This window comes from Alteromonas sp. ABV4_150, from assembly GCF_056311745.1.
On the sequence record NZ_CM149971.1, the window covers coordinates 2,719,382 to 2,739,737 of the forward strand.

The following is a 20,356-nucleotide window of genomic DNA, read 5'->3' on the forward strand; positions in this document are numbered from 1 at the left end:
TCAAAGTGACATCGTCGTGTATGTGTAAAGATGATATTGATTTCGTCATACTCTGGGTTGATGGTAACGATGAAACACACAAACGGCGTAGGGAAAAATATCTGTCTAATGAGATAACGCGCAGTGCAAGTGATGCTGAACAATCCACTGGAGATAATAGGTTTCTTCAGCACGATGAACTTCGTTTCTGCCTTAGATCAATTAAGCGGTATGCCCCTTGGTTTCGCAAAATTTGGTTGGTAACAGACGGGCAAACCCCATCTTTTCTTACTGAAACATTACTCGAGCAAGATAGAATATATATTGTTGATCACAAGGATATTTTCGTTGGGAAAGAGAAATACCTTCCCACATTCAATACGCGAGCCATTGCTAGCCAAATCGATAGGATCCCGGGCCTGAGTGAAAAGTTTGTCTATGGGAATGATGACTTTATGTTGGGTGCCGATACATCTGCTTCTTTCTTTTTTGACGGTCATATTCCTAAAATATGGGGAGATTGGACAAGTGAGGGCATAAATGGTGCCAATACGCTTTTTCAGCAAGGCATGATAAACGCATGGAAGCTATTTGGGCAGGACGATGGCCACTATATTCATGTGAGTCACGGTTTTCAGCCTATGACAAAAAGCATTGTTGGAACGTTAAAGTTTCAATTTCCAACAGAGTTTGAAAATAATTTAACCTACCGTTTTCGTCATAGGTCGCAGTTTATAATAGAGTCGCTCGTAAACCATTATTGTCATTATGTGATGAAAGCGAACGTATTAGGTACGTTACCGATGGTACATTTTAGTTTCGAGCTTTGTAGGTACGGAGATAGAAATAAAATAGCGTTTTTATTTGAATTGCTAAAAAATGCTGAAAGAACAATGTTTTGTCTTAATGAATACCACTCATTGGTTTCTCGCATACCGCTTGTAGAAACCTACCTTGATAGTCTTTGCGGCCCGAAACTGATTAGCGAAGTCTGAATCGTTATTGTGACAATTTTTGCTTCAACACTACGGTTTGAATTGGCTTAGTTAGGATTTCGAGTTCTAACGTTTATGCTTTCAAAGGTTCGGCCGATATACTGTATAGCAACTAATATTACTGCGATCACTTACACTAGATCTAATTAAAAAAACAATTATGCGACAGAATAAATCGATCCTTATACTGGTTTCGTCACCATTTCAATATTGGTGCGCGCAGGAATATCTCGTTCAATTTGGTTTAGTTAATGAATCGATAACAGTTGTAAATGCCGCCACTTTTTGTGCAAATTCAATGGAACAAATTGAGAAACTGCATGGAAATCTGAATAACATTGTAGAGCATACGTTGACTATTCCTAAACAAGGTGAATTAAAGAGTCGCATATTACCCTATGCTGACTTAGCCTGTTTACTTTCAAAAAATCTATTTGATATCATTATCTTAGGTGACCTTAGACAGATTTGGATGCAAGATATTGCGTGTAGCCTTAAGTGTAAACAAGTTGTTTTAGTCGATGATGGGGCTGCTACCAATGTTTTCGTCGAGAAATTAATGGCGCCTGCTAGATTTTTATTGCCTATATCTATGCACGAACAAAGTTCGGCTAGAAAAGAGCAAGCTTCGTCTATAAAGCAGGAGTTAGGACTAAAAATACAGAAAAAGCGCTTCGTTCTGTATTCTGTCTTTTCTTTTTCTCAGCATAAGAACGCCCAGCTGAATCGTTTGTCTTCATTGAAAACAATCTTTCAAAACAACACGGCAGAGCGCAAAGTAGAAAACCACTTTATCGGTTCTCCAGTATCCGAAAAGAAAATAGTTGACGAGAAAGATTACGAGGAAATCCTTCGAGATGCAGCAATGTTAGCTGATCCGACTAAGTCGTTAATCTATTTTGCGCACCGGGCAGAAAATATAGCTGTAAAAAGACCATTGTTAGAAAGCCTTGGTTTTAGCATAGAAGTGCATGATGAGCCCTACGAGTTAGTGTGCGCTAAACAAAATAGAATACCTATGCAAATCATCGGTATGCACTCAACTAGCTTATTCAATATGAAGGTATTGTTTGACGCAGAGATAGATGCGATTTGCTATAAAATCAAAGAAACCAAATTGCAAAATTTGGACAACATTAATTGGGGAAGTGATAAATTCTCCTTAAAAGATCATATAGACTCTATTTACAATCGACTTGATGAGTTCAATATTGCAGTACGCTACCCAAGTTAAGTGAGGATAACATGGCAAGAAAAGTAGCATTTATAACTGGGGTGACGGGGCAAGACGGAGCTTATTTATCTCGCTTGCTTTTAGACAAGGGCTACGAAGTTCATGGGGTCCGGCGCAGAGCGTCGTTGCCTAATTTAGACAGGGTCCACGATTTAGTCGACCCTCCTCAGCAAGTTAAAAACAATTTTTATCTGCACTATGGCGATATGAGTGACTCACTATCTTTAGTCAGATTACTTAATGAAGTGCGCCCAACGGAAATTTATAATCTTGCTGCTCAAAGCCACGTCCATGTATCTTTCAACACGCCAGAGAATACTGCTGATGTTAATGCAATGGGGACACTTCGCTTACTTGATGCTATTAGAACTTTGAAATTGGAATCATCAGTTAGGTTTTATCAAGCTTCAACTAGTGAACTATACGGTAAAATTCAGGCACCTCGCCAGAGTGAAAGTACCCCTTTTTACCCCCGTTCTCCTTACGCAACAGCAAAACTTTATGCTTATTGGTCAGTGATTAATTATCGAGAATCTTATGGAATGTATGCCTGCAACGGTATTTTGTTTAATCATGAATCAAAATATCGAGGTAAAACGTTTGTCACGAGAAAAATCACATCGACGGTAGCTCGAATTGCCTTTGCCCTTCAAGACTGTTTGTTTCTTGGCAATATTGATGCACAAAGAGATTGGGGGCATGCAAAGGATTACGTTGAAGCGCAATGGTTAATGTTGCAGCAAGAAGTACCCGAAGATTTTGTTATTGCGTCAGGCAGAAAAACATCCGTCAGAGAATTCGTGGAAATGAGCTTTAATCTGCTGGGAGTAACCCTAAGGTGGCAGGGGAAAGGGGTCGATGAAGTTGGTATTGTAGAAAGTATTAACTTGGAAAAACTTGGTGAAAGAACACAAGGTTTCTCGTCGTCACTGAAAACTGGTGATGTGGTTGTTCGAATAGACCCTTATTATTTTCGTCCAAACGAAGTAGATGTGCTCTGGGGCGATGCGAGCAAAGCAAAAGATAAGCTTGGATGGGAACCGTCTATTAGCCTAAAAGAAATGGTTGAAGAAATGGTATTGCATGACCTCACACTAGCCAGGGATGAGGCAATTTTGAATAAGTACAGAAATGACTAAGTCAACATTTATTCCGGTATCTCAGCCCTTCGTCGATGACAAAGCGAAAGAGCTTGTCTTAGATTGCCTAGATACAGGTTGGATTTCGTCTCAAGGAGAGTATGTTGGGCGCTTTGAGCACGAGTTTGCTAGCTACGTCGGGGCGAAATTCGCGATAAGTGTAACAAGCGGCACGGCAGCGCTCCACCTTGCGTTGATGGCCCTAAATATTGGTCCGGGTGATGAAGTTATTGTGCCCGATTTGACGTTCGCAGCGACTGCCAATGCTGTTTTACTCTGCGGCGCGAAGCCAATTTTGTGCTGTGTAAATCAGGCGACGTGGACGATAGATATTGATGATTGCAAAACCCTCATCAGCCCAAACACTAAGGCGATCATTCCTGTTCATTTGTATGGTAACCCAGCGGATATGACAGCCCTACTTTCGTTGGCGAGAATACACAATATCGAAGTGATAGAAGATTGTGCAGAATCATTGGGAGCAAGCTTACATCAAAAGTGTACAGGAACAATTGGAACGATAGGCTGCTATAGCTTTTTTGCCAATAAGCTGCTCTCTACAGGTGAGGGAGGTATGCTAACAACAAACAACCCAGAGTTAGCCAGCAAAATACGCGTTTTGCGTGATCATGGAATGTCTCCAGAAAGGCGTTACTGGCATGACTTTGCTGGCCTTAATTATCGGATGACTAATATTCAAGCTGCCATAGGCGTGGCGCAACTTGCTTTATTAGACGAATTCACCGCTTCAAGAACGAAGCAAGAAAGTATCTACAAAGAAATGTTGTCACATGTGCCTGCAATTACATTTAAGAAAGTAATTGATGATGCGACTCCGGTAAACTGGCTTATGTCGATACGAGTTACCTCCGATGATAAAAAGCAAAACGCTACTGCGCTGCATCAGTGGTTACACGACAATTTTGTTGACTCTAGGCCCTTCTTTTTCCCTCTTCATCAACAACCACCATACCGTGATGAGAGAGAGGCGTTGGAATCAACGAGCGCTCTGTCACAGTCAGGTTTGTCTTTACCTACTTTTATTGGACTAAAAGATGACCAAATTACGCATATCTGCAAGCTAATTACTCAGTTTATGAATATCAGAGGTTAATCATGCCGAGTTTCTCTAAAGAAATAAAAATTGCTAATCATGTTATTGGCGCCCAAAAACCTGTGTATGTAATTGCTGAGGCAGGGGTCAATCACAATGGCGATATTCGACTTGCTTATCAGTTGATAGATATAGCGATCAAATCAGGTGCAGATGCAGTAAAGTTCCAATTGTTTAATACTGAGTCACTTATCAAGACTAATGTGAAAAAAGCGACTTATCAAATTGAGACTGACAGCGAGAGCCAAAGCCAATATGAGATGTTAAAAGCACTGGAGATTTCGCCGAGTGACTGTGAAAATCTAGCTAAATATGCAGCGGAGCACGGAATAGATTTTATTGTTACGCCTTTTGATGAACCCAGCCTCACTTTCTTACTAACTTTACCGATTGCTGCATTAAAAATATCCTCAACAGACCTTACTAATCTAGCATTTATAGAGCGAGCCTCGCACGCAAATATTCCACTCATTCTTTCCACTGGCATGAGTGAGCAGTCTGAAGTAGACGAAGCGATAGAAGTACTTAAAGGCAATTGTAAAGATCTGGTCTTGTTGCAATGTACGTCAAGTTATCCTGCGCCGCTATCTCAACTAAACCTAAGGGTAATGAAAAAATATGCGGAAGATTACCAAGTGGTTGTTGGATATTCTGATCATACGAGCGGTATTGGTGCTTCTCCCTATGCTGTTGCAGCTGGCGCCTCAATTATTGAAAAACATTTTACTATAGATAAATCATTGCCTGGGCCTGATCATCAAGCATCTTTATCACCTTCAGAGCTTTCTTTATTTATTGATGAAATACGTAAAGTTGAGACTATGATGGGCAGAGAAATTAAGCGTGTAGAGTTATGTGAAAAAGAAAATAGGCTTGCGCTTCAAAAATGCTTAGTGGCCGCGACATCTATTTCTGCAGGTGAAGCGTTAACCTCAGAAAACATGATAGCGAGAAGGACTGGTGGAAAAGGCGTTCCTGCTAACTTTCTTAGTGAGTTAGTGGGAGAACTTGCTACGCTAGATTACGCGCCGGGTGACATCATTGAGCACTGAGAATCGAGTTGTAAAAGTCAATGTAGTTGGAGCGGGCGGGCACTCTCGTTCCCTGCTAGCACTTTTGTCGGCGTGTAATATTTCTGTAGAAAGAGTGGTTGACCAAAATGTAGTACCGGGAGAGCAAATACTCGGTATCCCAGTGAGTGACATTAACATTGAAGATCTCAAGCTCTCCGAACATAGCAGTGTAGTCGCCATCGGAGACAACACAGCAAGACGCAAAGTTCTATTAGAGATTGGTGAGGGAATATACCCTTTACCATTACTACATCCATCTGCTTTGATAGAACCCTCTTCAAAAATTGGCAGATACAGCCAAGTTTTTGCAGGTTCTTATGTCGGCCCGTTAGCTCAAGTAGGCGAGAATGTTATTTTAAACACTTACTCTATAGTTGAGCACGAAGCTAAGGTGGGTAATAACTCTCATATAGCGGTCGGTGCAAAAATATTGGGGCGGGCACGGGTCGGGAAAGGCTGCTTTATTGGTGCCGGAGCAGTGATAAAAGATAATGTTTCAGTCTGTGACGATGTAACTGTCGGTGCTAATAGTTTTGTAAACAAGTCGATTCATGAACCAGGTATCTATGTTGGCACGCCAGTGAAGAGGTTAAAGTGAATAGTAATATCTTTGTTTCAAGCAGTTGCGTAAATAACCGAAAAATTTCTGAAAGCGTCGAGGAGTTAGCGAAAGCAGGTTTCTCCCATATTGAGTTATCTGGAGGAACCAATCTTTACCCTAATTGGAAAGATGAGCTAATTCAGCTGAAGGAGCAATATAGACTTACTTATAGATGTCACAATTATTTTCCCCCCCAGAGAACCACTTTGTTTTAAATTTGTCTGCAAGCGATGACGAAGTTAGAGAGCGTTCTATCTCCCATGTTTTAGAGGCAATCTCATTGTCACAGGAGTTGGGAGCAAAGGAATATGGAATTCATGCAGGTTTTCGCTTCCAGCCGGATTACAAAAAGCTAGGGCAGCAGTTCGATGCTGTTGATTTGCAGGAAGAAAATGAAGCAATAGAAAGGTTTGCCGTTGCATGGAAAGAGCTTAAGCTTGTTGCCGAGGAAAAAGGGGTAAAGCTCTATGTGGAAAATAACGTATTTTCTAGTGCCAATAAAAGGGCATTTGGCAATATAAATCCGTTTCTAGCAACAGACGCCCATTCAATAGCTAAGTTAAATGATGCCTGCGAGATTAACCTATTACTGGATATTGCTCATCTAAAAGTGAGTTGTGAAAGCTTATCTAAGTCGTTTGAAGATGAGTTAAAACATCTCATGCCAAAAACTGACTACCTTCACTTTAGTGACAACAATGGACTAGCTGATACTAATCAAGGTTTCACTAATTCATCAGAAATCTACCACTTACTGAAAAAGTATGATTACTCGGAAAAAACTATCACGCTTGAAGTCTATGATGATAAGTTAAAACAAACCTTTGATGCAGTTAAGACATTCTAATCGTCCAGGAGTCGATAGGTGATAGCGAAAAAACGCGTTTTAGCAATAGTACCGGCTCGTTCTGGTTCTAAAGGACTTAAAAATAAAAATATTCTCGTTTTTAACGGCAAGCCTCTATTAGCATGGACTATCGAAGCTGCACGGAAAGTAGATGAGATTGATGAAGTGCTTTTGTCTACTGACAGTGAGCAATACGCTAAAATAGGTAAACGTTATGGGGCGTCAGTTCCGTTCCTTAGAAGCCCTGAACTGTCAAATGATAACGCTTCACTGATGTCAGTAGTTGAAAGTACAGTAGACGAACTGAAAAAAAGAGGGGAAAGCTACGATATTGTTGTTGTATTACAGCCTACTTCTCCATTAAGAACGACCTCGCATATCTCTGAAGCGCTAAAGACGTTTTTATCTTTAGATTATTCTCCTAAATCAATGGCATCGGTTTATCAAGTGGAGTCGAAATACCGTTGGCTGCTTCACAAAGATGAAAGGGGATGTCTACGTTTCCTCGATGATAAACTCAACCGAGGCGTTGGTTTTGCTAGACAAGAAAATGCAGATGTTTTCATGCCCAATGGTGCGATTTTTATTTATGAAAGTCAGCACCTAGGTAGCCAGTATCAACAAACTACATTACCGTACCTTATGTCTAATGAGAGCTCTATAGATGTTGACACTCAAGACGATTTCGACAAAGCACTCTCGCTCAGTGTCAAGTAATGCAAAGCTAACACTACTTATAAAGAGAGAGGATTTCAGTACCTCGCTTTTCTAAGTACTCTAATCGTCTAGCAATCGTTTCTTGAAAGCTGTCGGAACTAATTATAATGACGTCTGGTTGTACGCGGTCTAGTGTTGTGACCTTTATCCCTTCTATGGTTTTGTCTTGAAAAGATGAGTCAGGGGTTAATACGCAATCAATGAATGCTTTGATGTTTTCATTTAAGCTACTTAGAAGCGTTGATGTATGTTGCCCTGTACCATAAAGCGCGATAACCGCAGTGCTTTTTCGGCTAATGTATTCTTCTAAAGTTAATATCAGCTTTGACCATTTTTCTAACTTTTTATGATGTAACGTCTTAGCTAAAGAGTATCGTTCATGTTCTAAATTAGTTAGAAAATTATTAATAGACCCATATTCGTTTGCGACACTTTTTGTAGCATGATCACTTTGCTTAAAAACGGCCCTGATTGACTCATCGCCACTTATCAAAGAAAAGCCAGCGCGTTTTAGTGTGTTCTTCAATGTTGCTAGATTAAAGTGATAGTTGTGTGCATTTTGAAGATATTTTAAAAAATCGCAGTCGTAAGACTCTTTCAGATTAAAAAGACCAGGCACCTCGATATAAAGTAAACCATCATCTTTAAGAAGCGTTTTTATGCTAGCAAGCTCGCTTTCTATGCTAGAAAAATGTTCTAGCACGTGACTCAAGATAACTACGTCGAAGTGTTTCGGCCGTTCTTCTTTTAACGTATGAGACGAAATGCAGGCTAGCTCAAGACCTAAGGACCTGCCAAACTCAAGGTATCGCTCCCCTAGATCAATCCCCAATACAGAATCACCGTTACGAAGGAAAGGGTAGAGGATACCGCCAGCTCCACATCCTATTTCTAAAATGTGTTGATGCTTTTTCTCTCTGTAAGGTTCAAGAAACGAAAAAATTCTATTGCCTCTCCTATGCTGTTTGTTGAAGAATCGTTCATCAGCTACTTCTTTGCCAACGTATAGCTCTCGATAAAGTGAGGCATAAAATATTTCGGAGCTTTCAGGGTCTAGCCGTTCTTTAGAATAAACTTGTCCGCACTTTTTACAAATTACTGTGTTAAGCGGTATCCCGTATCTATCTTTCTGAGCAAGTGTGTAGGAATCATCTTCACCACACAAGCACTGTACGGCTTCGTATCGTAAGCTGTTGTTTGCTAGCTTCTGACGAAATGTATTAAGCGCTTCAGTCTGCGCCTTATTTAAGGGCATTAACGAAGTATCATCACTTCTAAATCGCTTTGACAGCATTGCTAATTCTCTCCTTAGACGGGTTTATATAGTAGCGGCAACACTTAGATTTACTTAACTAAAATCGTTATTAAAAGTACGATACGCTAAAAATCTAAAGCGAGTGGCATTGTGGCCGATACTTAAGAAAGCGCTTTGGAACAGTGGAGATTTTCATGAAAAAGATGAGCGTACTTGAAAAACATGGCTTTGCCGGGCTCAATCGATGGCCGGGGAATGAGCAGCTTGCTAGTGCCGACGCAGTAGCTGATTACTTTATGCACGGCTACTCGCCCAGCGCACCTATCATATCCAAAGAAACGAATATTACGGCATTCGGGTCTTGCTTTGCAGGTAACGTATCACGCTTTTTACTTAAAAAAGGATACAAAGTAAATGCCCACAGTTGGGATCACAATCTTTCAGACGTAATTAGAATTGATGAGATAATGGTTCACACTCCAGCATTGTTAGCCCAATTTGAATGGGCCTTCAGCGACAAGCCTCTTGGCTCAGTTTTTATAGGGAGTGCGGAAGAGAAAGCTCAGACTTATCACAGCATGGATGCATGTAAGTCGATCATCAAAAATACAGACTTCTTTATTATCACATTGGGTCTCACCGAGGCATGGTATGACAAAGAGAATGAGCAATATCTGTGGAAGTTCGTGCCCAATAGAAAACTTGATCCTGAGCGTTTTGAAAGCCGTTTTGTTTCTTTTAGTGAAAATTTAAATAACCTTGAAAAAATTTACACGCTTATAAAACACAATAAACCTGATTCCAAAATTCTTTTTACGCTTTCACCCATACCTCTTCTAGGGTCATATCATGGAAAATCTGTTGTTTGTGCTAATACTGCTTCAAAGGCGACTTTGCGCGCGGTAATTCATGAATTTATATCCAGCAAAAACGATGAGAATCTGTTTTACTTCCCTTCATATGAGCTGGTGAATAGTTATGTAGATTCGCCTTGGAAAGATGATTACAGACATATAACGCCCGAATCTGTTGAGACAATAATGTCAATCTTCGGGCAGTACTATTTAGAGTAAATTCGCACTGCCAACGCGCTGGTTGGTTTTTACATCAAAAGTTTAGTCTTGACGTAAACGGGCGACTATCAAGCTAGATGATGGACGATTGTTCATTTGAAATTTATCTAGCAGTTCTGGTTGCCTTTTATTCACAGCGAAATTCACTATCGGAGCATCGAGTTCTGACTTAACTGATAAGCAGTTGAGCATTTCCTCAATACTAGAAACCACGTCACCGGCGATAAAGTCGTCGTCGCTGACCAATGTCTCACCTCGCAGTTTCAAATACTCTTCTTTATCGTATTGAAAGTAGATGATCGGTTTATTGGCAAGTAAGAAATCATACGCGATTGAAGAATAATCAGTAACAAGGGCCGATGCCTCTGCAAGCCAAGGGTAGATATTTTTACCGCTCGGATAGAGGTAAATGGTCGGGTGATTAGGAAGTCGTTGTAAACTGTTACTTTCTTCAAGACCCATGGCTTCGCCAAACAAACGTGAGATAAAAGGGTGAAACTTAAGAACGAACGCCCGTTTATTTTCACAGCACCAGGCATTGAGTGTATCTAAATCAAGAGGGTACTCATTATTACCCCAGTCTCGGTATGTTGGAGCATAAACAATAAAATCGCCTGATTCTTGCTTTACTTTCTCAATAAGCTCAAAAGGCTCTGCATTGATCCAGTCACGTTCAGAAGGGCTTTGAAAAAATGCATCATTTCTTGGGTAGCCCAACGCCAAGTAATTATTCGCTCTGAAAATCTTCGGGAAAATTTCTTGGTTGAACCACGCCGAACTCGAAATAAAAATGTCGTCGCAAATATCTGGATAGTGTTTGTTGCCACTTAAAGCCTTATAGGGCAGGCCATGCCACAACTGAACGACTGGAATAAACTTGCGCAATATTGTGAATGTGTTTCCAGTATACTCATGGTCGACAATAATTCGCTTGGCACAACAGATCTTCCACAATACTTTGAAAGATAATTTTTCAAACTTTGTTTCGTCATTATCCAGTTCAGGAATATGCTGTTTTAAGTTTAGGCCTAGCAAAAAAGGTTCTTTATTGTGCTGTTGCTTATGTTCACGATAAGCTAGTAGTACATTGGTATCGAAGAACCCTTCAGCGTAGTAGAGATAAGAGCGCTTCGGTGCAGCCATTCGCACTGTTTTTAAGGCAAGTGCACACATAGTGAACCAAAGACGGCTTATAAAATAACTTACTGGGGCACGATAGCGAGAAAAAGATAGCTTGGTCTGCTCTGTTTCAGATGGCAATACGCTATTTTCTGACTTAGGATAAATATCTATTTCATTGCATAACCACAAAGACTTTTGTGGGAAATGTCGCTTTACCAAACCAGCCGCAACATCGTCAGTATAAGTACTCTTGTGCAACACAACCTGTGCGGCGGCAGGGAAATGAGCAACATCGTTAACGATATCATCACCCTGTTTGAGGTTATCTACAAAGCCATTTACACAATAGCCTGCGCTTTTAAGGCGTTTAGCTAACTTTCTGCCAGCGGGGTTGGCAGGTGCAATATAAAGCGGGGTGTTTTTGTTAATACCGGTGCGCATGTTGTTCCCGTTAGGCTTCGTGCTCTAATCAATGAAAGTATTAAGCGGTTGAACCGGCGTCAACCGTCATAATTGTGCCGGTCATAGATTTGGCCTGTTCGCTCATTAAATACAGCACGGCAGAGGCCGCGTCGGCGGGAGAAGCTAATCTGCCTAAAGGACTGCGACGTTTCACGCTTTCCAGTTTGTCACCTTGCAGTGAGGACGTCATTTCAGTTTGCATATAGCCTGGTGCAACACAGTTTACCGTTATGCCCGCTTTACCCACTTCACGAGAAAGCGAGCGGGTAAACCCTTCTAATGCGGCTTTACTCGCTGCATACACGCTTAAGCCGTTAAATCCTGTACTGGCTATAATCGAAGATATGTTAATAATGCGACCGGTGCGATTTAGCATCATGCTACGGGATAGATACTTACTTAACAAAATAGGAGCTTGTACATTGATATCGAGTAATGTGCTGATCTCACTGTTGTGCATGGTGGCCAACACACCGTCTAACCCCACTGCAGCGTTGTTCACCAATCCGTAAGGGCGGCCGTATAATTCTGTGATTGATTTACACAGTGCGTGGATGCCATCAAGATCTGCCAAGTCATATGGGATGTGAGCAACTGACTGTTTATGAGCCTCACAAAGGCGCGATAAATCTTCACTCAGGCTGCGTGAAATAGCCACGACAAAGTAGTTTTCTTGAAGTAACTGCGTGCATATGGCAAGTCCGAGCCCACGACTCGCTCCAGTAACAACAACAGTATTCTTTTGGCTTTTCAAAGACGAGTTCAACGGAGTTATTCCTTGCAGTACTGATTAGTTCATTGTCTAACTAGCTTACCAGTATCGGATAGGGCTAGTTCATCGACGACATTGATTTTCGTGGGCATATCATTTCTGCCCAAGTGCGCTTTACAATGGAGCAATAAAGCGAGCTGTATGTCTTTGTGCTTAAGGTTCTCAGGAGTCGCTTTCAACACTATATCGGCCACAACAATACTACCTAAAATCTTATTTTCTTTACCATATACTTTAGCTTGTGCGACGAGAGGCGAGGTTAATAGCACGTTTTCCACCGTCTCAGGAAAAACTTTGTGACCACCTACATTAATGGCGCCATTCACACGCCCTTTGAAGTAAACCCGTTCGTCTTCGACAAATACAACATCTTGCGTATTGATATACCCCATTTCGTCTATTTCTATGGTGTTCACTGTCGTATTGAGTCGGATATTGTCACAAATAGGTTTCACCCATAATAGATTGTTTTTTATCCTTAATCGGGTTTTGTTTACACCGTCTTTTACCCATGAAAGGGGAAAACCCGCTTTTTTGTCACTAACAGCAAAACCCACACCGGCTTCAGTAGACGCATAAATATGAAAAATTTTGGCTGAGGGATAATGAGATGAAAGGGCATTGAGCAATTGCTGATCCGCTATTTCTCCCCCAAGCGTAATGCGAGATAGTGAAAGCGCTTCTAAACTTTGTGTCATTAAGAGTTGTCGCCACCAAGACGGTGTGGCTGATATCGCTCCTACCTTGCTGGTAATCATTAACGCTACTTTCTCATCTAACGTGCCCAAGGTGCAGTCAACTAGACAGTCGCCGTTTAACAGACTTTGAAGTAGAACCTGAAGGCCTGCAAACTTATTAGGCTTATAGGTTAGTCCCCAACAATGAGGTGTTGTTTCGCTAAGCCTAATTGAGGCACATAGGCTTTCAGTATTATGCGCTATCTTTTTTGGAGTTCCCGTGGTGCCTGACGTGTAAAGCAACCATGTGGAGTGAGCCGGAATTTTCCTTTCCTTAGCGGAAATGGGCGAAAAGCAAAACCTATCCGATGAAATAGAAAACTGCTCTATGAACCCCTCAAGCGCGAGTAATATGATGATGAAGTCTGATATTGAGGAATAAGGAAGCTTCCCGCTCTTGAGTAGCGTCATCGGCTGCGCGCAGTTGTCCAATTGTTATATCGGACAAAACCAAGTTTTGAATATTCTGGTCTGCGCCAAGAGTACTGTCTAATGAACTAAAAGCTTTTATTTCTTCTCGAAGGGCCTCAGCACTTGATACGAGTGAAGAGAACGAGATTTTTTCGCCACTAGATGTGATGATTGCGGTGCCAGTAAATGCCTTGATTTGTTCGATTAAGGGTATCACGGAAATGTATTTTTCTACTTCAATGCGTTGCTGTAAACAGTAACAAATTCGCCCAACGTTCTTGGATAGACGGCTAACTCCATCTCGCTGAAGGGATCTACGCCTAATTCCTCTTCAAGTTGCGCAACCAGCATAGCAAAGCCCAAAGAATCTAAACCACTTTGCAATAAAACGGTGTCGTCTGAAATATTCTCAATCAGGGTGCAATCTGCTATCAGTGCAACTTGTTCCATACTCGTTAATATGGTCTGTTTTAATTCAGACATGTTCGTTTTTTCTCTTAAATTGTTGTGGAAGGATTATAAATCAAATTGAATAAAGTTCGCTGCCGCACTAACTTGTTTAGGCAACCGACTCAATATTTTGGTTTTATTGCGTTGCCATTGTTCCCGTTTGTATTCAAAACGCTTCACCGAATGTCTCTCTTCATTTTGCGTGAAAGTACGCCCATCCTCTAAGACCGCGTATTGAAAAAGGGTGTGAAGTTTAATGACGCTTTTATTGAACGATAGAACTTCTGCGTAGAGTACCGCCGCATCTTTCAATTCAAGTGCATATTGTAGGGCGGCGATTTCTAATAGAAGTCCAGAACCAGGCCATACATCATCTTCACCGATATAACACCCCCATTCAAGCGTGTAAGGTGTAGATTGATGTTCTGAGAAATTTAACACACCAATAGGTCTATCATTTTGATAGAAGACGAAAAAACAGCGGCTTTCGTCATTTTTTAACGCGTCAAACCACGCTTCATGCTGTGACCAAGTAATTTCATCTTGGTTGTGCATGTTTTTGCGTATGTGGGGCTGGTTGCGCCATTGCAATACTAACTCTAGCTCATTTGAAGTCAGCGGTGAGAAGCGGCTAATGGGTGAACGAGGAGCCATAGTTACACCAAGTCCCAAGACATTGGCGTGCCTTTATGCACTGCTTTTGTAACAGGCTTACCCAAAAGCGTGGACAAATGCTTAACTGCCAAACCAAGGCCAGGGCGAATGGCCCGTAAATTTGATTCGGTTAACACGTCTCCTGCAACTAAGTCTTCGCAAACGTAAAGTGAACGTCGATGAGTGCGCGAGTTTAACTCAGAGGGCGTGCAACCGTAATTTACCTTGCCAACCGCGATAGCAGCGCGCTTAGTTTCGTCAACCAGCGCTGTAAACTCAGCCGGTTCAAGCGAAAATGCTGCATCGACTCCTCCGGCTTTTCGGTCAATAACGAAATGCTTTTCTATAACTGTAGCGCCTAATGCCGTTGCTGCTACAGCAACGCCAATGCCTGTCGTATGGTCTGATAGTCCAACCTGACAGTTAAACATTTGCTTCATGTGCTCAATGGTTGCAAGGTTTGCATTAACTGGGTCGGCGGGATACTGACTTGTACACTTTAGTAATATATATTCTGAGCATCCATTGTTCTCTAGTACTTCCACAGTCTCGGCAATCTCAACAAGACTTGCCATCCCAGTAGAAACGATAACAGGCTTACCTGTTTTAGCAACTTTGGCGAGTAGGCTATGGTCAGTGTTCTCAAAGGATGCAATTTTATAACATGGGACGTCTAACGATTCTAAGAAGTCAACCGCTGTTGAGTCGAAAGGCGTACTGAAAGCAGTCATGCCACGGGCCTTAGCTCGCTCGAAAATAGTGCGGTGCCATTCCCATGGGGTATATGCTTTTTTATAAAGCTCATATAAAGAACTACCGTGCCAAAGGCTGTTTTCATCATCAATAAAAAACTCACCTTTTGCTACATCGATAGTCATCGTATCTGCAGTGTATGTTTGCAGTTTTAAAGCATGAACGCCCGCGTCAGCGGCAGCATCCACCATCTGAAGTGCAAGATTCAGGTCGTGATTATGGTTGCCAGAGAGTTCGGCAATTATAAAAGGGGGAAGCCCTTCTCCCACATTGAAACGGTCAATTCTAATGTTTTTCAATGCTTAAACCCCGTTGACTATCTCTATTTCTCATTAACGATATCATTTCTTTGCTTATCAAAGACGCTCCGCCACCCAGTGGTACAATTTTGTTTAAATCTGTTTGAGCATCAAGCTCTTTAGCAGTGGTTGAAAAGTGATTTCTTAGCGAAGTAGCTATATCGTCACTTGAAACAGAGTTAACATGACCTAAATAATCACAGCCACCTAGTGAGGCTAAATATTCGGTTGCCTCGCGTTGGTTATCTGCAATGGTAATAATGACGCCGGGCAAGTCACAGGCACAGCGTTCCCAATGCATACTGCCACCGGCGCTAATCATCAAACTAGCTTTACACATTAATTCAGCCATGTTGTCGCTATTAATGTGAATTGTTACCCCATCAATTAATCGAGCTTGTTCGATCACAGCTTGTTTATACATGTTACCTGCACCTATCACCACATCGGCGGTTAAACTTAATTCTTTAACTTTTGCCAGTGCCTGTAAAGCAGTAGAGGTCGTATTCGTTGGGTCGCTACCCCCGAAACAAACAAGTGCATGCTTGGGTTTTCTTATGATGTTCTTTTGACGTGCCTGATAAAACTCTTCCCTTAAAAGCGCATATTTTGGCCCAATTAGCTGCGAACAACCCTTCGGTACCAGCGAGGTATAACGTTGTTCGGAATGTTCCGACAAGTTTACATCAATAAGTAAGTGGCAGTTGTGTCTCCTGTTAGCAAGGTCGTCAATCACGACAACCATAGCGCCATCATCAACCAATTCACTTTCAAATTTAGCGTTGAGTTTATAGTGATCGACAACCCAAATTTCTGCATTGATGTGACCAACGTCGCTCTCTACTTTAGGGACGTACGTAATACTAATGCCGGCAGCCTCAAAAGTGGCTTCAAGCATGTTAGCGCCCTGTGTACTAACAGCGATGACGTCCAGCTGAATATTGTCGACCTTGAAGGCATGTCTAAGCGCTTTTGCCAAAGTAATGCAACGCATTGCGTGGCCGGCACCTATTATCGGTGATGCGTCTACGCGTATAGCCAAGCGCACACTAATATTCTCCCATTTCTTTAAGTACTTTGAACATAACTTCGGCGCGTTTCCAGTCTTGTTCCGTGTCTATGTCCTGCACCAAATGACTGGGTAACTTTATCATGCGCGAACTCTCTGAAAAAACACGAGCAGTAGGATTCATCCAAGTCTTATTCTGTGCAATATACAGCTGGCCTGCATCGTGAAATGTGTCGACTAAATCTTGCGAACGTTTACCAATGTTTTCTTTTGAGAAAGCTGTCACTTCACCGTGCGGACCCTCTAGCAGCGCTCGCTGAATAGGAAACGAAAATTGATTAGCGGTGAACACAAAGCCAGCACTTTCTTTTTGAAGCTTTTCAACAGCCTTATCAATTATCTGACTTGTTAGAAAGGGGGCAGTGGCATAAATACAAGCACAAATGTCGATTAAAAGACCCTGGTCAATTAACTGTTTTAAAGTTTGTCTTATTACCGGTGTGGTGCCTGTTTTATCATCTGCAAGAGACGCTTCTCTCAAGAACGGCACTTCCGCACCATATGTTTGTGCTATTTCAGCAATTTCTCGATCATCGGTAGATACAAAAACGCGATCAATATGCTGGCTTTCTTTCGCCGCTTCTATCGAGTAAGCAATAACAGGTTTACCACAAAATGATCTAATATTTTTTCGAGGAATACGCTTGCTTCCGCCTCTTGCGGGTATGATGGCTATATTCATAACACTCATTGCTGTCGTGTAAGTGGGTAACGCATCCGCGTGTTGACTTACATTAAGCTTTTAACCTTTTTAAAGAATTGACCGACGATATAAAGGTATCGGCAATAAAATCTATTTGTGAAGTCGTTAGCTTGGGAAAGATGGGAAGAGTTATCGCTTGGCTATAATAGCGCTCAGCATTAGGGAAGTCTCCCACCTTAAAACCTAAGTCGGTATAGTAGGGTTGAGTATGAATGGGAATGTAGTGAAGGTGCGCAAATATGCCGTTTTCTCTAAGTGTTTCAACAAGCTTACTTTGCTGTTGTTGAGTTAGCTTTGGTATGCGAACGACGTACAAGTGAAAGCTGCTGTAAGCTGCTTCATTGACAACTAACGGTGTGATGTCCTCATTCTCTGCAAACCTCTCGCTGTACCGCGCTGCTACAGAATTCCGTTTAGCAATAAAGTCGTCTAATTTAGTTAATTGGCTTGTGCCAAGTGCGGCTTCAATATCGTTCATTCTGTAGTTAAAGCCCAATCCAACCTGTTCATAGTACCAAGGGCCGTGAGCCTTACTTCGCATTACACTTGGGTCATTTGATACGCCATGACTCCTCAATAGACGCATCTTGTCTGCTAAATCCTGTTGATTTGTCATTGCCATTCCACCTTCCATAGCGGTTATAATTTTCACGGGGTGAAAACTAAATACACATATATCAGAGTATTTGCAGCTGCCGACGGTGCTATCAGCATACTTTGCACCCACGGCATGAGAAGCATCTTCAATGACCTTGAACTGGTACTGTTCAGCAAGGTTAGCAATTTTTGCCATATCGCACGGTTGGCCTGCGAAGTGCACAGGAATAATGACCTTGGGTAGACAATCCTTCTTTTCCGCTTCTACTAATTTATCAGTCAATGCATTAATACACATATTTCCCGTATTGATGTTTATATCGACAAAATCTACAGAAGCACCACAGTAGAGAGCGCAATTAGCGGAGGCAACGAAAGAGTTTGGTGATGTCCAAACTCTATCGCCTGCACCGACACCTAATGCTAAACACGCAATATGTAGCGCCGATGTTGCACTGTTCACAGCGATGCCGAATTGGGCACCACAGTAAGACGCCAACGAGCTTTCGAATGCCGGAACGCGCGGTCCCTGAGTAAGCCAATCTGATGTGAGTGTTTTAACAACAGCGTCAACATCTGCATCGTCTATGTCCTGACGACCATAGGGGATCACTTTTTCGCTTCCTCATTAAATTCCGCAATTTCATCAATAGAAAGAAAGTGAGGGTTAGTATCTGAAACATACTCAAATGCTTCATCTACTGGCTTGCCTTTCTCTTCTAATGCATTGCTTGTGAAATTATTGCTGCGGTGGAAGAATTTAATAGCAGGAGCAATAACAAAGTGATCGTCGAACTCAAAAGTGTGAAACGCCATGTCGCCAGGACACATCATTTCGTGCAGTTTTTCACCCGGCCTAACACCAACAATTTTTATTGGTAAGTCAGGCGCCATAGCTTTAGCTAAATCAGTAATTCGTATAGAGGGTATTTTGGGAACAAAAATCTCCCCTCCTAGCATGCGCTCGAAGTTTTTAAGTACAAAGTCTACGCCCTGCTGTAGCGTTATCCAAAACCTGGTCATGTCTTGGTGAGTAACGGGTATATGGTCCGTGCCTTCTTGTATTAGTTTATTAAAAAAAGGAACAACTGAGCCGCGAGAGCCTACAACATTACCGTATCTAACAACTGAAAAACGTGGTTTTCTTGCTCCCACCATATTGTTAGCCGCTACAAAAAGTTTATCAGAGGCGAGCTTTGTCGCACCGTATAGATTAACTGGGTTAGCAGCTTTGTCGGTGCTAAGCGCTATGACTTTACTGACACCGTTATCAATAGCAGCGTTAATGACATTCTCGGCGCCATCAATATTGGTTCTAATACACTCTGTGGGATTATACTCAGCGGCGGGAACCTGCTTCATTGCTGCTGCGTGAATAACATAGTCAACTCCTTGCATTGCACGAGTTAACCGGTCTTGGTCCCTCACGTCACCAATGAAGTATCGCATGCAAGGCGCATTGAATCTTTGTTGCATTTCGAATTGTTTTAATTCGTCGCGAGAGTAGATAATCAAACGCTTTGGCTTATAGCGTGATAATAGTGTTTCAGTATATTTGTGACCAAATGAACCTGTTCCACCTGTTATCAATATTGACTTACCGTCGAACATATTTTGCCCGCTATTTTTATGATTTAAATTTAAATATACCATGTGTCGGCAGTATTGCCATAAACCATTAGGCCATAACGATTATTTCGCCAAATACTGTTAGAAAAGGGCGCATCGCCCGTCTGCGGAATTACAGCCGCTGTACCAACGCATTTAAATGCTCAGTTAGACTTTGCAATTGGCGAATTTTCTCATTTTGAATTTCGCTAATAACGGTTTTAAGTTCAGTAGTAGAGACATCTTGTGTGCGTGGTAGGTACACTACTTTAACGATATCTTGCAGATCATCGAACTTTCCAATCCAGTCATCACCCATCGCGAATATTTCAGCGCCTTCTCGCTTAAGGTCTTCTCGCTTTTGTTCCCAACAATTTTCTTGAAAGACGCTGTCGACATAGCGGCAGGAGAGCAAAATTTCCTTTCTGTCCTCATAAGGTATGACAACGTTTTTACCTTTCACCGTATTGAATTCATCAGAGGACAAGCCAACCACTAGCCTATCGCCTAAGCAGTGTAATCGCTTTAAAAGCCTTACATGCCCTATATGGAAAAGGTCAAAGGTGCCGTACGTCACCACAGTAGTCATAGCATTAATCTCTGAAAATAAACAAATTGTACACTCATAACTTATCGGCAAGTCAAACTATTCCATGAGCGTATAGATTTGTTCTTAAAGGTATAGACTATCA

General features: G+C 41.8%; 22 protein-coding genes. 9 read left to right on the forward strand and 13 right to left on the reverse strand.

Annotated elements, in window-relative coordinates:
• Positions 1 to 20: 20 nt before the first annotated feature.
• The 8 genes from ACYX4M_RS11790 to ACYX4M_RS11825 all read left to right on the forward strand — a co-directional run bounded on the left by ACYX4M_RS11790 (position 21) and on the right by ACYX4M_RS11825 (position 7,699).
• A complete protein-coding gene (locus ACYX4M_RS11790; RefSeq protein ID WP_476080253.1) occupies positions 21 to 974 on the forward strand; it encodes a stealth family protein in 954 nt (317 codons plus the stop codon).
• A 160-nt stretch (positions 975 to 1,134) separates the two neighbouring features.
• Positions 1,135 to 2,208, forward strand: coding sequence for a hypothetical protein (locus ACYX4M_RS11795; protein ID WP_476080254.1), 1,074 nt, complete (start codon positions 1,135 to 1,137; stop codon positions 2,206 to 2,208).
• An 11-nt stretch (positions 2,209 to 2,219) separates the two neighbouring features.
• Complete coding sequence (gmd, locus tag ACYX4M_RS11800) at positions 2,220 to 3,347, forward strand: GDP-mannose 4,6-dehydratase (RefSeq protein WP_476080255.1); 1,128 nt, start codon at positions 2,220 to 2,222, stop codon at positions 3,345 to 3,347.
• A complete protein-coding gene (locus ACYX4M_RS11805) occupies positions 3,340 to 4,461 on the forward strand; it encodes a DegT/DnrJ/EryC1/StrS family aminotransferase (RefSeq protein ID WP_476080256.1) in 1,122 nt (373 codons plus the stop codon). The genes gmd and ACYX4M_RS11805 overlap by 8 nt, the downstream gene beginning before the upstream one ends.
• Positions 4,462 to 4,463: 2 nt before the next feature.
• Positions 4,464 to 5,513, forward strand: a complete 1,050-nt coding sequence (locus ACYX4M_RS11810; RefSeq protein ID WP_476080257.1) for an N-acetylneuraminate synthase family protein — start codon at positions 4,464 to 4,466, stop codon at positions 5,511 to 5,513.
• Positions 5,503 to 6,132, forward strand: a complete 630-nt coding sequence (locus tag ACYX4M_RS11815; RefSeq protein ID WP_476080258.1) for a NeuD/PglB/VioB family sugar acetyltransferase — start codon at positions 5,503 to 5,505, stop codon at positions 6,130 to 6,132. The genes ACYX4M_RS11810 and ACYX4M_RS11815 overlap by 11 nt, the downstream gene beginning before the upstream one ends.
• A gap of 175 nt (positions 6,133 to 6,307) precedes the next feature.
• Positions 6,308 to 6,982, forward strand: a complete 675-nt coding sequence (locus ACYX4M_RS11820; protein ID WP_476080259.1) for a sugar phosphate isomerase/epimerase family protein — start codon at positions 6,308 to 6,310, stop codon at positions 6,980 to 6,982.
• 18 nt (positions 6,983 to 7,000) lie between these two features.
• Positions 7,001 to 7,699 (forward strand): acylneuraminate cytidylyltransferase family protein, encoded by a 699-nt coding sequence (locus ACYX4M_RS11825; RefSeq protein WP_474831578.1) that lies wholly within the window; start codon positions 7,001 to 7,003, stop codon positions 7,697 to 7,699.
• A 13-nt stretch (positions 7,700 to 7,712) separates the two neighbouring features.
• On the opposite strand, the gene ACYX4M_RS11830 is transcribed toward ACYX4M_RS11825, so the two are convergent.
• Positions 7,713 to 8,993, reverse strand: a complete 1,281-nt coding sequence (locus ACYX4M_RS11830; protein ID WP_476080260.1) for a class I SAM-dependent methyltransferase — start codon at positions 8,991 to 8,993, stop codon at positions 7,713 to 7,715.
• Positions 8,994 to 9,148: 155 nt separating this feature from the next.
• Between ACYX4M_RS11830 and ACYX4M_RS11835 the strand changes: the two genes are divergently transcribed.
• Entirely contained in the window at positions 9,149 to 10,027 is an 879-nt protein-coding gene (locus tag ACYX4M_RS11835; RefSeq protein WP_476080261.1) for a GSCFA domain-containing protein, read from the forward strand.
• A 42-nt stretch (positions 10,028 to 10,069) separates the two neighbouring features.
• On the opposite strand, the gene ACYX4M_RS11840 is transcribed toward ACYX4M_RS11835, so the two are convergent.
• The 12 genes from ACYX4M_RS11840 to ACYX4M_RS11895 all read right to left on the reverse strand — a co-directional run bounded on the left by ACYX4M_RS11840 (position 10,070) and on the right by ACYX4M_RS11895 (position 20,253).
• Positions 10,070 to 11,590 carry a CDP-glycerol glycerophosphotransferase family protein gene (locus ACYX4M_RS11840; RefSeq protein WP_476080262.1) on the reverse strand — a complete coding sequence of 507 codons (1,521 nt, stop codon included), beginning with the start codon at positions 11,588 to 11,590 and terminating at the stop codon, positions 10,070 to 10,072.
• 40 nt (positions 11,591 to 11,630) lie between these two features.
• Positions 11,631 to 12,377 carry an SDR family NAD(P)-dependent oxidoreductase gene (locus ACYX4M_RS11845; RefSeq protein WP_476080263.1) on the reverse strand — a complete coding sequence of 249 codons (747 nt, stop codon included), beginning with the start codon at positions 12,375 to 12,377 and terminating at the stop codon, positions 11,631 to 11,633.
• Positions 12,378 to 12,406: 29 nt separating this feature from the next.
• Positions 12,407 to 13,531 carry an AMP-binding protein gene (locus ACYX4M_RS11850; protein WP_476080264.1) on the reverse strand — a complete coding sequence of 375 codons (1,125 nt, stop codon included), beginning with the start codon at positions 13,529 to 13,531 and terminating at the stop codon, positions 12,407 to 12,409.
• Positions 13,458 to 13,748 (reverse strand): hypothetical protein, encoded by a 291-nt coding sequence (locus ACYX4M_RS11855; protein WP_476080265.1) that lies wholly within the window; start codon positions 13,746 to 13,748, stop codon positions 13,458 to 13,460. The genes ACYX4M_RS11850 and ACYX4M_RS11855 overlap by 74 nt, the downstream gene beginning before the upstream one ends.
• A gap of 14 nt (positions 13,749 to 13,762) precedes the next feature.
• Positions 13,763 to 14,014 (reverse strand): acyl carrier protein, encoded by a 252-nt coding sequence (locus ACYX4M_RS11860; protein WP_071950987.1) that lies wholly within the window; start codon positions 14,012 to 14,014, stop codon positions 13,763 to 13,765.
• Positions 14,015 to 14,047: 33 nt separating this feature from the next.
• On the reverse strand, positions 14,048 to 14,635 hold the full coding sequence (pseH, locus tag ACYX4M_RS11865) for a UDP-4-amino-4,6-dideoxy-N-acetyl-beta-L-altrosamine N-acetyltransferase (protein WP_476080266.1): 588 nt from the start codon (positions 14,633 to 14,635) through the stop codon (positions 14,048 to 14,050).
• A gap of 2 nt (positions 14,636 to 14,637) precedes the next feature.
• On the reverse strand, positions 14,638 to 15,687 hold the full coding sequence (pseI, locus tag ACYX4M_RS11870; protein ID WP_476080267.1) for a pseudaminic acid synthase: 1,050 nt from the start codon (positions 15,685 to 15,687) through the stop codon (positions 14,638 to 14,640).
• Positions 15,674 to 16,735 carry a UDP-2,4-diacetamido-2,4,6-trideoxy-beta-L-altropyranose hydrolase gene (gene pseG, locus ACYX4M_RS11875; RefSeq protein WP_476080268.1) on the reverse strand — a complete coding sequence of 354 codons (1,062 nt, stop codon included), beginning with the start codon at positions 16,733 to 16,735 and terminating at the stop codon, positions 15,674 to 15,676. The genes pseI and pseG overlap by 14 nt, the downstream gene beginning before the upstream one ends.
• A gap of 1 nt (position 16,736) precedes the next feature.
• Positions 16,737 to 17,438, reverse strand: a complete 702-nt coding sequence (gene pseF / locus ACYX4M_RS11880; RefSeq protein ID WP_476080269.1) for a pseudaminic acid cytidylyltransferase — start codon at positions 17,436 to 17,438, stop codon at positions 16,737 to 16,739.
• A gap of 52 nt (positions 17,439 to 17,490) precedes the next feature.
• Positions 17,491 to 18,669 (reverse strand): UDP-4-amino-4,6-dideoxy-N-acetyl-beta-L-altrosamine transaminase, encoded by a 1,179-nt coding sequence (gene pseC, locus ACYX4M_RS11885; RefSeq protein WP_476080270.1) that lies wholly within the window; start codon positions 18,667 to 18,669, stop codon positions 17,491 to 17,493.
• Positions 18,666 to 19,667, reverse strand: coding sequence for a UDP-N-acetylglucosamine 4,6-dehydratase (inverting) (pseB, locus tag ACYX4M_RS11890; RefSeq protein WP_476080271.1), 1,002 nt, complete (start codon positions 19,665 to 19,667; stop codon positions 18,666 to 18,668). Before pseB ends, pseC begins: the two co-directional genes overlap by 4 nt.
• 130 nt (positions 19,668 to 19,797) lie before the next feature.
• Positions 19,798 to 20,253, reverse strand: coding sequence for an adenylyltransferase/cytidyltransferase family protein (locus tag ACYX4M_RS11895; protein ID WP_476080272.1), 456 nt, complete (start codon positions 20,251 to 20,253; stop codon positions 19,798 to 19,800).
• Positions 20,254 to 20,356 lie beyond the last annotated feature (103 nt).